The organism is Sporocytophaga myxococcoides, assembly GCF_000775915.1.
Taxonomy (GTDB): Bacteria; Bacteroidota; Bacteroidia; order Cytophagales; family Cytophagaceae; genus Sporocytophaga; species Sporocytophaga myxococcoides_A.
The window spans coordinates 164848-177978 of sequence record NZ_BBLT01000011.1 but is presented as its reverse complement, the minus strand read 5'-3'; the positions used below and the strand labels follow the sequence as shown (position 1 = coordinate 177978).

The 13131-nt window shown below is 36.1% G+C and carries 11 protein-coding genes; 4 read left to right on the top strand and 7 right to left on the bottom strand.

Annotated elements, in window-relative coordinates; translation table 11 throughout:
* The first annotated feature begins 33 nt into the window (after positions 1 to 33).
* A complete protein-coding gene (locus tag MYP_RS21475) occupies positions 34 to 906 on the top strand; it encodes a UbiA family prenyltransferase (RefSeq protein ID WP_045468147.1) in 873 nt (290 codons plus the stop codon).
* On the opposite strand, the gene MYP_RS21470 is transcribed toward MYP_RS21475, so the two are convergent.
* Complete coding sequence (locus MYP_RS21470) at positions 903 to 2018, bottom strand: NAD(P)/FAD-dependent oxidoreductase (protein ID WP_045468144.1); 1116 nt, start codon at positions 2016 to 2018, stop codon at positions 903 to 905. The two genes, MYP_RS21475 and MYP_RS21470, sit on opposite strands and share 4 nt — an antisense overlap.
* 168 nt (positions 2019 to 2186) lie before the next feature.
* Here MYP_RS21470 and MYP_RS21465 point away from each other — a divergent pair, with 168 nt between their 5' ends.
* Positions 2187 to 2699 (top strand): DUF1802 family protein, encoded by a 513-nt coding sequence (locus MYP_RS21465; protein ID WP_045468141.1) that lies wholly within the window; start codon positions 2187 to 2189, stop codon positions 2697 to 2699.
* Between the two features lie 549 nt (positions 2700 to 3248).
* Entirely contained in the window at positions 3249 to 4004 is a 756-nt protein-coding gene (locus tag MYP_RS21455; RefSeq protein WP_052430422.1) for a class I SAM-dependent methyltransferase, read from the top strand.
* Between the two features lie 209 nt (positions 4005 to 4213).
* Here MYP_RS21455 and MYP_RS21450 read toward each other — a convergent pair whose 3' ends face one another.
* The 3 genes from MYP_RS21450 to rbfA all read right to left on the bottom strand — a co-directional run bounded on the left by MYP_RS21450 (position 4214) and on the right by rbfA (position 8880).
* Positions 4214 to 7153: a DEAD/DEAH box helicase gene (locus MYP_RS21450; RefSeq protein WP_045468136.1), complete on the bottom strand. Its 2940-nt coding sequence runs from the start codon at positions 7151 to 7153 to the stop codon at positions 4214 to 4216.
* Positions 7154 to 7249: 96 nt separating this feature from the next.
* Positions 7250 to 8476, bottom strand: a complete 1227-nt coding sequence (locus MYP_RS21445; RefSeq protein WP_045468133.1) for an ABC transporter permease — start codon at positions 8474 to 8476, stop codon at positions 7250 to 7252.
* Positions 8477 to 8493: 17 nt separating this feature from the next.
* Positions 8494 to 8880, bottom strand: coding sequence for a 30S ribosome-binding factor RbfA (gene rbfA / locus MYP_RS21440; RefSeq protein ID WP_045468130.1), 387 nt, complete (start codon positions 8878 to 8880; stop codon positions 8494 to 8496).
* A gap of 220 nt (positions 8881 to 9100) precedes the next feature.
* On the opposite strand from rbfA, the gene MYP_RS21435 reads away from it, so the two are divergent.
* Positions 9101 to 10447, top strand: coding sequence for a hypothetical protein (locus MYP_RS21435; RefSeq protein ID WP_156140781.1), 1347 nt, complete (start codon positions 9101 to 9103; stop codon positions 10445 to 10447).
* Here the strand turns inward: MYP_RS21435 and rpiB are convergent.
* From rpiB to glyA, 3 genes are all read right to left on the bottom strand, one after another.
* Positions 10431 to 10871 carry a ribose 5-phosphate isomerase B gene (rpiB, locus tag MYP_RS21430; RefSeq protein ID WP_045468124.1) on the bottom strand — a complete coding sequence of 147 codons (441 nt, stop codon included), beginning with the start codon at positions 10869 to 10871 and terminating at the stop codon, positions 10431 to 10433. The genes MYP_RS21435 and rpiB overlap by 17 nt on opposite strands.
* A 79-nt stretch (positions 10872 to 10950) precedes the next feature.
* Positions 10951 to 11769, bottom strand: a complete 819-nt coding sequence (gene tatC / locus MYP_RS21425) for a twin-arginine translocase subunit TatC (protein ID WP_370568892.1) — start codon at positions 11767 to 11769, stop codon at positions 10951 to 10953.
* Positions 11770 to 11779: 10 nt separating this feature from the next.
* Positions 11780 to 13072: a serine hydroxymethyltransferase gene (gene glyA, locus MYP_RS21420; RefSeq protein WP_045468122.1), complete on the bottom strand. Its 1293-nt coding sequence runs from the start codon at positions 13070 to 13072 to the stop codon at positions 11780 to 11782.
* Positions 13073 to 13131: the final 59 nt, after the last annotated feature.

Here is a 13131-nt window from a genome sequence, read left to right as displayed (position 1 = left end):
TTATCTATCTTGTTAAAAAACTCTTAAATAAAGATGATTCAAAAGTCAACATTAATTCATCTGAGAATTCCTTTCTCTATATTTTTAATGCCTTTCTTCATCTTTGCTTTAAGCCAGTCTCCGAATCCCAATATACCTTATTTGATCCTTTCATTCATTATAATTCATCTCTTTTTTTATCCTTCAAGCAATGGCTATAATAGTTATTTTGATAAAGATGAAGAGAGTATTGGAGGCATTGAAAACCCACCTCCTGTTTCTAAAGAATTGTATTACACTTCATTACTATTTGAGTTTATTGCAATTGGTCTTGCGTTTATCGTTAACTGGCAGTTTGCTTTAATGGTTTTTATAATAGCAATGGCAAGTAAAGCATACAGTCATCCCATTACAAGATTAAAAAAATATCCCATTGGGGGACTCCTTATTGTTTCTTTCTTCCAGGGTATATGGACTTATCTGATGTCTTATCTGGCCATAAACGGTCTATCGTATTCCGAAGTAAATTTATACGAATTATTGCTCCCGGCTTCCCTTTGTACTTTGATCCTTTTAGGATCATATCCTATGACCCAAGTATATCAGCACAATGAAGACGGAAGAAGAGGAGATCAGACATTCAGCAGGATGATAGGAATCAAAGGAACTTTCATCTGGACTGCATCAGTCTTTACGATTGGGGCAGGAGGATTTTCGTATTATTTCATAACAAAAAATCTTACCGTGGCTCTATATGCTTTTCCTTTATTTATGCTGCCAACGTTGGTATACTTTTTAACCTGGTTTATAAAAGTGCTAAAGGATGAAAAAGCCGCAAACTTTAAATCTACAATGAAGCTGAATATGCTGTCGTCATTGGGCTTTATTGCATTCTTTGTCTTTCTTACTATTCTAAAATACATTTAAAAGGGCTCCCCATGCGTCATTTTGATAAGCCGTCTTGAAAGAGGCTTTACACTGTTCAGGAATTGTAGAGAAAGCTCTGTCATCAGGTCCTGCCCGAATATTTTTTGTATTTGCCTTCCCAAAAACAATCTGGTTGAAAACATTTCATTCCACTTTCGAGAATATTGATCTTCAATCAACTTTCTATTTAAAGATGAGTTTACAAAATTCAGGGAGATAAGCTCTGACAGAATTTTTGCAGAATGAATAGCCATCGCCATACCATTACCACAAAGAGGAGAAATCATACCTGCAGCATCTCCGCAAAATAAGAGATGATCATATACTGCTTCTTTCTTTTCAAAGCTTATTTCATTTATTACTTCAGGCTTTTTATACAGGAAATCAGAGTTTTCAAAAATGACTTTCAAATGCTTGTTCCTGAAAAGGACCTCTCTCTCCATATCCTCAATATTTCCATGCTCTTTCAGATTACTTCTTGAACTAAGATAACAAAGGCAATACTTATCATCTTCAATTTTTGATATACCACAGTACCCGTCTTTGAAGTTGTGCAAAGCTATAAGATCATCAGGAAAGTCAGTTCTGATATGGTATTTTACTCCTATGTAAGGTGACCTTTTAAAGAAAAACTTACGGTTGAATTGTCTGTCGAGGTTTGATCTTTTTCCAAAACTACCCACTACAAGATGTGCCAAGTTGCCAGAGCCATCCTGAAGTTTTACATTGAAGATATTTCTTTCAAAGATTACATCTTCAACCTGGCTTTTTAAGAGAAAATTTACTCCTTTTGATATTGCAAGTTCATACAAAGCATAATCAAGCTTATAACGACTGAGCCCGAATCCGCCAAGCTCAAGGTGCATATTTATTTCTGCCCCCAGAGGACTAGTAACCTTAAGCCTGCTGATCTCAGATGGGCAGAGGTCAGAAAGATTTAGTCCTATTGAAAGTAGAAAAGGCTTTACTTCGTTTGAGATATATTCTCCGCAGACTTTATGGAAAGGATATTCTTTCTTTTCTATCACCAAAACACTGTATCCCTTATCTGCAAGACATATAGAATTAATGAGCCCAGCGAGCCCTCCGCCTATGATGATGATATCTTTCAATGTTTTGATGAACAGGTATTAATGAATCAAACTTACTATTTCAAAAATAAATTAGAGAATAAAAATACTTAAATCTGCATTTCCTCTATTATTTTTATTCTTGCATTATAGAACGATTGCCTAAAATTAATGCTTAAGTTTTCGTAAACATCTTATAAAGTTTAAATCATGACTCCTGCATTTAAAGAATGGTCCTACATAGTGGAAGCACTTGGAACAGGCAAACAGAACATCATCATACGTAAAGGAGGAATCCATGAAGAAGGTTCTGATTTTGAAATTAAATCAAAAAAATTCTTACTGTTCCCTACCCTGTTCCATCAGGCAAAGGACCTGGTTAAAAGTGACTGGTTTGAAGCTTTTGATCCTGAAAAATTTCATAAAGAACAGGATAAGGTAAGGATTGAGTATTTTGCTGAAATTGCAGACAGCAGAATTATAACTGAATGGGATAAGCTTGCAAAGTTATTTCCCTTCCATGCCTGGAACGAATCTATTATCAAAGAACGCTTTGAGAGATGGGAGAAAAGAGCACATCTGCTGATTGTCCAGATATACAAACTGAACGAACCTCAAACTATTGCATTGCTACCTGAGTATGGCGGCTGCAAGTCCTGGGTTGATCTGGAGGGAGACTTTAATCTGGAAGGAAAACCGGTAATAAATAAAATGATCCGTTAGGTGTTGTTTAATGGACCCTCTTGCCTCTTATTAATATAGAATTTTAAAACAAAACTTGTAACCTTTTAACAAAAAAGGACTTATATTTATATATACCTATATTCAGGTTTTTACAGCCATGAAAAAAATCGTATCTATTATTTATATAAGCTTATTTTTTGCTGCCAGGGTACAGTCTCAAACGATAAACTCTAATGACAATTTTTTTATAAAGAATCAGTATGATTTTTTATATTCAAAAAAAATAGTATTTAAAAGCCATATTAATAAACAGCAGCAGTACGTTGCTTTCCCTATAAAAAATGAGTTTCAAGGGAAATCGTTATGCCACTTCAGGACTTCAACTTTTTCATACACAAACCACAATCGAAAAAATTCTAATTATTTTATCGAATATTTTATACCTGGCCTGGGAGCCCCAATTATTAAAGATATTCTTAGAAGTCTGAACCAATAATTGCTGTCTTAAAATTTGGTTTAAAAACACATATTGCTTCGTTTTTGATGATCTTTCGAGTAACTTAACAATTCAATTCTTGTCTCTGGTCAATGTTGCTCATAATAAAGAAGATCTATAAATCTATCCTCTCCGAAAAAACCCGGATAAAACTTCATTACATAAGATTCTCCATAAGAGGTTATTTTTATTCCGGATCTAAAGTAACATGTGTCTGCTGCAATAAAAGCTTTACAAAATTTCTTCCTTATGGAAAGGTAAAAAGAGAAAATGCCGCTTGTCCTTCCTGCAATACCCTGGAGAGGAACAGGGTACTATATCTTTATCTGAGAGATAAAACAAATTTCTTTCATGATCAGTTAGCCGTACTTCATTTTGCTCCGGAAAACAGACTGGAAAAAATATTCCGCAAAATGAAAAACCTTCACTATATCTCTGGAGATATCAATCCTCAGGTTGCTATGAAGCAAGTTGACATACAATCCATTGATTTTCCTGACAACCATTTTGATGTTATTATCTGTAGTCATGTTCTAGGGCATGTTCCTGATGAGGTAAAGGCATTATCAGAGTTAAGAAGAGTAATAAAACCAGATGGCTCTGTGATTATTATGACTAAAATCTATAATGATATTTCAGCCACTCTTGAAGGTTCCGAATTGTCCAATGCAGAGGACCAGGAAATCTTTAGAAAACATGGGAAAGACTTCCATGAAAGCCTTCAAAGAGGAGGTTTTGATGTTTCAATAATTGATGTGGCCGAAGAAGTGGGGAATGCAGCTGCTGTTAAATATGGGCTTGGAGAAAAGGAGTTGATATTTCTTTGTAAGCGGAAAGTAAAAAGTTGAAAGTTAAAAGTTTCTAATGCTGAGATTACTTAATGTCTTAAAGTTAAAATGTCTTTAACTAAGAATAATTCAGACAAAAGTTAATGCTTACCAATCGACAGGTAAACACCAGTAAATGGATTCTATTTGAGGAAAAGCTTTTCGCTTTATGCATACAACTTTATGCTTTACAATGCTTGGAACTTTCTACTCTTAACTTTTAACTTCCATTAGTCAAATATCGACTGTATGTCTTCTCTCGACAGGTTCTTCACAAAACTTTCTTCTGTGGTAATAAGCTCTTCAGCCAGCTTCAACTTATTCTTCTGAAGGTTTAGAATTTTTTCTTCTACCGTGTTCTGAGAAATAAACTTGTAGGTAAATACTTTATTCTTTTGACCTATTCTATAAGCTCTGTCTACTGCCTGGGCTTCAATTGCGGGATTCCACCAAGGATCAAGGATAAACACATAGTCTGCAGCTGTCAGGTTAAGACCAACACCACCGGCTTTCAGACTTATCAGAAATACTCGCACCTCTTCATTGTCCTGGAAATAATCAACCTGAGCTTTTCTGTCTTTGGTAGAACCATCAAGATAAGCGTAAGTTACCTTCTTTTCATCAAGGTAGTTCCTGAGGATACTAAGATGCTTTACAAACTGACTAAAGATAAGTATTTTGTGATTCTTGCTAATGGCGTTTTCAAGCATATAAAGCACGTCTTCCATCTTGCCGGAATCTCCATCATAGTTCTCATCCACCATCAAAGGATGATTGGCAAGTTGTCTTAACTTTGTAAGACCCTGAAGTAGCAGGAACTGAGAATTGCCTACGCCCTTCTCTTCTATAGACTCAAGGATCATGTTTCTATAGCTTGACTTTACCTTTTCATATTCGGCTTCCTGAGAGGCTGTCATACGGGAGAATTTAACGTTCTCAATTTTTTCCGGAAGGTCTTTTGCTACCTGAGACTTTTGTCTTCTTAGGATAAAAGGCTTTATGATAGAATATAATCTTTTGATCTTCCCATCATCTCTTTTCTTCTCGATCGGATTAAGGAATTCATTTCTGAAGAAAGACTGACTACCTAATAAACCTGGATTGGCAAAGCTAATCTGTGACCATAAGTCCATTGTACTATTTTCAATAGGAGTACCGGTAAGAATAAGTCGGTGTGAAGATTTAAGATCACGAACCGCTTTGGCAATATTGCTGTCAGGATTTTTTATCGCCTGTGATTCGTCGAGTATGATATAGTTAAAATAGTAATTTTTCAGATGCTCTATATCAATTCTTACTGTTCCGTAGGAAGAAAGAATAAGATCATAGGATTCAAACTGCTCAACATTTTTATCTCTTCCTGTTCCTGTATAATTCAATATTCTTAAGGAAGGAGTGAACTTACGGGCCTCCATCTCCCAGTTATATAACAAAGATGTCGGCATTATAAGCAAAGTCGCACTTGTTGCTCCGCTTTCTTTTAATGACTGAAGAAATGCTAATGTCTGAACTGTCTTTCCAAGACCCATATCATCTGCAAGACAGCCTCCGAACTTATACTTGTAAAGAAACTGCATCCAATTGTAGCCCGCTTTCTGATAAGGCCTTAGCTCACCAAGGAAACCCGAAGGAATTGGATGGTCCTCAATCTCTTCAAACTCCTTAAGTTTTTCAAGCTTCTGACTAATCGTAACCTTAGCAAGATTTCCACTATGCAGCTCTTGAACAAGTGCAAGGTGATGCTTCTTTAACTTCAGGTCATTTTCGTCATTTGGATCTTCCATGAAAGCAAATAGCTCAGCATATTGTGTAAACCATTCTTCAGGAATAACAGCTATTTCGCCATTAGGTAGTACAAACTCCTTTTTTTTCTTTAAAATGTAATTGCGAAGTTTTAAGAAAGGAATTTCGAAATCACCGAATTTTACAGAAACATGTATATCGAACCAATCATTGTTCTCTTTAACTTCTAAGTTGATAGAGGTCTCACCAACAAAATACTTCTTGTTATCTTTAACGTTTTGTCTGACAACAAAATTTCTTGCAACCAGCTCATCTCTGTAGCGATTCATCCAGGAAAACGCCTCAAATCTTTCAAGCATCAATTTGCCATTTTTCAGCTCAAGACCAAGATCTCTCAGCTCAACCAGAATTGACTTTTCCCACTCCATAGACCTTTTTACCTTATGAAAAACATAAGAGTCTTTGGTCTTTTCCATCTTCACATAATTACTTCCGTTGACATCAGAGTTAAATGTAAAGTTGCCATACTGAAATGCAAGGTTAAATACAATTTTACAATCCTCTGCTTCCTGCACTTCAACATCACCGGAACCAGCATTGAACAGGTTCAGGCTCTTGCCTGCTGTTGCCAGCTCAGTAAATGTAATAACTGGTTTAGGCTCGTAATCTTCCGCAAAAATCTGAAAGCCCTTCGCATGAACATCAAAAGTTGCAATAAGGGGCGTTACAAACTTTTCATAGTAGGTATCTTCCATCTTTCTTGGTACCACTATGAATTTCTTGTTAAGGAAAGGTTTTAATTTATTCCCGTCTACATCCTTTTTAAAGCTGTAAACTTTATCACCTACCAGCAGCCATGCCGGTGAATTACAAATGATGATCGCATTTTTATACTGGAACTCTACCTTTTCCCCTTGATACTTAATTGTAGGAAAATAATGTGTATTGTCTTCATTCCTCATGAAATGAAACAATACCGAAGCTTTCTCAGGAGCAAGATGAATACGCTTCCACGTTGGTTCACCATCATTACCCATTTCGAAGACCATTTTATCATGAAGCAACTCAAGGATTTCAGCCTTTCTGTGTTCAATATAATCTCCTATGGCCTCCTGAAGCAGGGCATCTCCCTTATCTTTATTATATACTTTAAGAAAAAATTCTGCCGGAGTAACTTTTTTATTGTAAAACTTCTTAAGAATTGCATCCTGTTGAATGCTATCAGTAAGATGTATTAATTTAAAGTCTACTTCATTTAAACCCGCTGAAAACTCCTCTGCATTCTTTGAAGAAATATTCTGATGCTTGAACGTAAGTCTACCATTAGCATCTAACTGAACCACATAAGATTCAAAAAGATACCCAAGGTATTCATGCTCAAACAATGAATAAATTATTTGGAACGGTTCGGCAGTTGAGACTTTCATTTCGGATTAAAACAAGTATACAATATACTAAATTCAGTTTTAGAAGAAATGAAAAAGAGAAGATAATTATACACAGAAACCGAATCGTCCTGATTCTTAAATATTTTCCCTTATACTAACCTCAATGGCCCTATTTGCAGGTCTTACAGAGGCTAAAAAGGTGATGACAATAATTGTAATACCTGTGCTAATGAAATCACTGAGTTCCATTTTAACGGGATATGCATCCACGAGGGATGTTTCCATACCCATAGAGACCATTCCGAATTGTTGCTGGGCTATGCAAAGTCCAATACCAAGAACAAGTCCTAAAATAGCTCCGGTAAATGCAATCAAAGCGCCTTCAGTAAGAAAAATTGCCCTAACCATAGATGGTGTTGCACCCAATGAATAGAGAATGGCTATATCACGTTTCTTGTTAATGGCAAGCATTGTAAGACAGAAGAATATATTCATAGAAGCCACAGCAAGGATAAATGATATAGTAAAAAACATAAAAAGTTTTTCAATTTTAACAGCACGCAACAGGCTTGCATGCTGCTCGTCACTATTCTGAACAAGATAATCCTCGCCGAGCAATTCTCTCAATTGATCTCTTACTTTATTTACTTTAAAACCATCCTTTACCTTTATCTCCAAAGATGTACGTTTGTCCCCATAATTCAACAGTCTTTCTGCAAAATCCAGTGGTACGAAAATATAATTATCGTCATATTGCTTTTCAATGGCAAATACTGCTCCTGCCCTTATGTTTTCTCTGCTAAAAACTTTGTCAGGACTTAAAGAAGATACTGCTTTAATATTTTTAGGGTACCAGACTTGCAAGGGGTTAATTTCACTATTCAGTGAAATAGCCAGATTATACTGGATTCCCCGGCCTATGATTGCATAATCTTTTCCTCTGTCATGGAACTTCAGCTCTCCTGCCACAATCATGGAATCTAGTCTCTTTTGATTGAGAAAGTTTTCCGAAACCCCTTTCATTTTCACTACCATTTGATCTTCCTTGTATTTGACAAGAACATTGTCCTCTATGACTTCCGTAATGATAGCTATTCCCTTATTGGATTTAAGCTTATCCAGAAAATCATGATCAACCTTAAAGGATTTTCCCTTCACAGCGGAAATCTTTAATTGTGGATCAAAGGTATTGTAAAGTGAACGGATAAGGTTCTCCAATCCATTGAATACGCTTAGTGCTACCACAAGAGACATGGTTACAAAAGCAACCACAAGGATGGAGAGCAGAGAAACTATATTTATAAAATTAATTTTCCTGCCAAATAAAAAATAGCGCTTTGCAATGAAAAAGGGTACCCTCAAAACTTTATAGATTTAAATTATTCGTCTTCGTTTTCTTCATCCTCATTTTTTGCAGGAGGAATATCAAGTCCGGAAAGGATCTTATCAATATTCGCAGCATATTCAACAGTATCATCGATATGAAAAACAAGTTGTGGGACGATTCTCAGCTGTTTTCCGACTTTCTCCCCCAGCATTTTTCTGACCTGCTTGGTATTTTCTCTTATATTTTGAAGAATGGCATTTTGGTTATTGTTTTTCAAAAAGCTTAAATAAATAGAAGCAACCCCAAGATCAGGGCTGATTTTTACATGAGTCACAGTGATAAATGCTCCCCCAAATATTCCTTTGGTGTCTCTCTGAAAAAGTTCTCCCATTTCTTTTTGTATTAATCTGGAAACTTTTTGTTGTCTTTTGCTGTCCATTTTCCGTATCGATGAAGGATGATTTATTTAATGGAATTTATCAAAATTATATCCATTAAATGAACAAGTAGTTATATTTACTTCAAACTTAGTTTTAATTAACAAGTTTTAATCGAAAATTAACAAATAATCTTTTGCCTTGGTTAGATTTTTCAAAACTTTTGATCCCTTCCGCTTAGGGGTTGTGGTTATTATATTTCTGATTATCAGAATAACTTTCATGTTAAATGGCAGTCCATTGCTTCTTAATGAAATCAACTGGCTCACTATAGGCGAAAGGTTGCATTCAGGTGCTTCCATGTATAGAGATATTTGGTTTCCCACAGGCCCACTGTCAGCCTCGGTATATTATTTCCTGAATCTGTTTTTTGGAAAATCACAGACTGCTTTTGGGATTACATCTGCATTTTTTGTCATCTTTCAGGGGGTAATTTTTAATTTAATTTTAAATGCAGTAGGTGCCCTCAGGGATAGAAGTACCTTACCAGCTCTTTTTTACTTCCTGTTTGCTACTTTATTCTTTGACTTCAATACTTTGTTTCCTACTTTGCTGGGTACCACCTTTTTGCTAATTGCTTTATTTCTTATATTCCAACAGCTCCGCAACGATTTAAAAGAAGAACTTATGCTGTATTCAGGAATCTTTATCGGAATCGCAGCTCTATTCAGCATTCAACTTGGCCTTTTCTTTTTCTTTGCTTTTCTATCTTATTTATTCTTTGGGGTCTTAAACCTTAGGAAGTTCCTTTTATTAATTGTCGGATTCGCTTTTCCGTTTTTGATTGCCTGGACTTACTATTTTCTTAAAAACGGATCTTCGGAATTTGTTACCTACTACGTACTTTCTTTTGTCAATTATAAAAAAACTATTTTCGGTAGTCTCCAACTCTACATTTTAATTTTACTGATTCCGGCAATAGTGATGCTTTTCTCATTTTTCATCATTGCGAATTCATCGCGATATATCAATTTTCAATACAACCTCATCAAATCCATGCTGCTATGGATAATTTTCGGCTCATTTTCCCTCACTTTATCAAACAATCTCTCCCCTTCTTCTACCTTTATATTTGTTCCTGCCCTGGCATTTTTTGCTGCTCACATGTTTTCTCTTATTCGACATAGAATCTTTAAGGAGTCATTTTTTGCAGGAATCGTCATCTTTATCTTAGGAATAAGTTTCATTTTTTCATCGAAAGCTTCTATAAATAATAAAACCTGGAATATTACTTCAATGATAGCCTCTCCGCTTCAAAGTCCACTCATGGAAATAAAAGGGAAAAAGGTTTTGGTTTTAGGCAAACTTCCGGAAATGTATATTGAGAATACACTTGCTACACCCTACCTTGACTGGCAATTGGCAGAAAAAAGATTTGACAACCTTAATAACTTCGAAAATATTTCAGGTATTTACAGGGACTTTTTAAGAGATTCCCCTGACTATATAGTTGATAGGGTGAATCTTGCAGAAAAGATATTTGCAAAGATTCCATCATTAGGAGCTGCTTATAAAAAAGTAGATGAAGGGCTATACCAGAAAGTACAGCCCATTAATAGCATTTATTAATTTTATCAACTCTGTTCTGATGCCTTCCTCCTTCAAAAGGAGTATTAATAAAAGTCTGGACAAATTTCTTTGCATCTGCCAGTTCTATAAATCTTGCAGGAAGACATAGTACGTTTGCATCATTATGCTGTCTCGCCAATGCAGCAAGATCATTTGTCCAGCACAGCGAAGCCCTGATGTCTTTATATTTATTTGCGGTGATTGCAACTCCATTCCCGCTTCCGCAAATAAGAATTCCAAAATCAAATTCTTTACTTTCTACAGCCTTGGATAATGGATGCACAAAATCCGGATAGTCTACGGATGCTTCACTAAATGGCCCAAAGTCTTTAACTTCATAACCTTTGCTCTGAAGGTCTGCTATTATTTCCTTCTTGTAGGTGTACCCGGCATGATCACCGCCAAGTGCAATTTTTTTACTCATTTGAGTTTGTAAATTTTAATGATCTAATATTGGATAAAAATGAAAGTCCTGCTTTATATAAAGCAGGACTTGATAAGTCCTAAGAATATGTCAGCTCTTGCATTTCTTCTTTTTTCTTTCTCTTCTTGTTTACACTGGCAGAGATAAAGATACTTAATTCATACAGCACAAAAAGAGGCAGAGAAATTACGACCTGACTAAGAACATCAGGAGGAGTGATGATAGCTGCAACTACTAAAATAACAACAATGGCATGCCTTCTGTAAGCTTTCATAAAGTCGGGAGTCATGACGCCCAGCTTCGAAAGTATAAATACAGCTACAGGCAACTGGAACATCAAACCGCTACCGAGAACCATCATGGTAAGGGTAGAAATATATGATGCCAGGTCAAAGTTATTTTCAATACTTGGATCCAGAGTATAATTTGCAAGAAAGTTAATGGACATCGGAGAAACGATGTAGTAACCAAAAAGCACACCGGAGATAAACAAAAGCGTTACATAGAACAGTAGACCGCTTGCTGCAGTTTGCTCTTTTATATACAATCCTGGTTTAATAAAGCTCCAGATTTCCCAGAATGTATAAGGAAAAGCAAGAATAAGTCCTATTACAAATGCTGCATTGATGTGCATTGTAAACTGCCCTCCAAGAGTTCTGTTTTGAAGAGAGAAATTCATCTTTTCAATACACAAATCCGGACCAAGCTTGCATAACATTTGATATGTCCAGAAATCTGTTTTGGACGGTCCAAGGATAATAGTCTGAAAGATGAAATCCTTTGCCAGAAACGCAACCAAAGAGAATACAACAATTGAAATTAACGATCTAATGAGATGCCACCTCAACTCCTCAAGGTGGTCAAGAAATGACATCTCTTTATGCTGAGCTTTTGCCACAAATTAATTTTTATACGTATAGAGGAAAATCTTCCATCCAGTGATTGATGTCTTTTTTCACCTTTTGAATAACCTTTTGATCTTCATTGCTCATCAATACTGTGTCAATCAGATCAACGATTTTTTCCATATCGGCTTCTTTCATACCTCTGGTAGTAACAGCAGCTGTACCAACTCTCATTCCGGAAGTAACAAACGGAGATTTGTCATCAAACGGAACCATGTTTTTGTTTATTGTAATATCCGCCTGAATAAGAGTATTCTCTGCAAATTTACCTGTAAGGCCTTTAGATCTGAGGTCGATAAGCATCAGGTGATTATCAGTGCCTCCTGAAATGATTTCATATCCTCTCTTTTTAAATGCGTCAGCCATAACCTGAGCATTTTTCTTAACCTGCTTAGCATAATCAAGATAATCATCTGATAGCGCCTCAAAGAAAGAAACAGCTTTTGCAGCAATCACATGCTCAAGCGGACCACCTTGTACTCCCGGGAAAACAGCCATATCCATAACGTTAGACATCATTCTGATCTCACCTTTAGGAGTTTTAAGACCCATTGGATTTTCAAAATCTTTGCCCATCATAATGATACCACCTCTTGGACCTCTAAGAGTTTTGTGTGTAGTCGAGGTAACAAAATGACAATGAGGAACAGGATCGTTCAATAATCCTTTAGCTATCAGACCGGCAGGGTGGGCAATATCAGCAAGCAATACAGCACCTACTTTATCTGCGATCTCCCTGAAACGTTTGTAATCCCAGTCTCTCGAATATGCAGAAGCGCCACAAACGATCAATTTTGGTTTCTCTCTTAAGGCTATTTCTTCAACTTTATCAAGATTAATTATTCCAGTTTCTTTTTCAACACCATAAAATACTGGTTTGAAGTATTTACCGGAAAAGTTAACCGGTGAACCATGAGAAAGGTGGCCGCCGTGAGAAAGGTCAAATCCAAGTATTGTATCTCCAGGAGTAAGGCAGGCAAGGAATACAGCCATATTTGCCTGTGCACCGGAATGTGGCTGAACGTTGGCCCATTCAACTTTAAATAATTTCTTTAGTCTGTCAATAGCCAATTGCTCTGAAAGGTCTACAATTTCGCATCCGCCATAGTATCTTTTACCTGGCAGGCCTTCTGCATATTTGTTTGTTAATACGCTACCCATAGCTTCCATCACCTGACGAGAGGTAAAATTCTCAGAAGCAATAAGTTCAACACCACTCTCCTGTCTTCTTTTTTCGCGGGCGATTAGATCAAAGATTTGATTATCCCTTAAGGCAGATATTATTGTAGTTTCCATGAAAGAGTTTTTGATTATTTGATATAATTATCAAAATTAACTTAAAGTGCGTTAGGAAC

Coding starts and splice junctions, on each gene's coding strand:
- MYP_RS21455 (WP_052430422.1), top strand. CDS start 3,249: ATGTTGCTCATAATAAAGAAGATCTATAAATCTATCCTCTCCGAAAAA.
- MYP_RS21465 (WP_045468141.1), top strand. CDS start 2,187: ATGACTCCTGCATTTAAAGAATGGTCCTACATAGTGGAAGCACTTGGA.
- MYP_RS21450 (WP_045468136.1), bottom strand. CDS start 7,153: ATGAAAGTCTCAACTGCCGAACCGTTCCAAATAATTTATTCATTGTTT.
- rpiB (WP_045468124.1), bottom strand. CDS start 10,871: ATGAGTAAAAAAATTGCACTTGGCGGTGATCATGCCGGGTACACCTAC.
- MYP_RS21435 (WP_156140781.1), top strand. CDS start 9,101: ATGTTAAATGGCAGTCCATTGCTTCTTAATGAAATCAACTGGCTCACT.
- MYP_RS21475 (WP_045468147.1), top strand. CDS start 34: ATGATTCAAAAGTCAACATTAATTCATCTGAGAATTCCTTTCTCTATA.
- rbfA (WP_045468130.1), bottom strand. CDS start 8,880: ATGGACAGCAAAAGACAACAAAAAGTTTCCAGATTAATACAAAAAGAA.
- glyA (WP_045468122.1), bottom strand. CDS start 13,072: ATGGAAACTACAATAATATCTGCCTTAAGGGATAATCAAATCTTTGAT.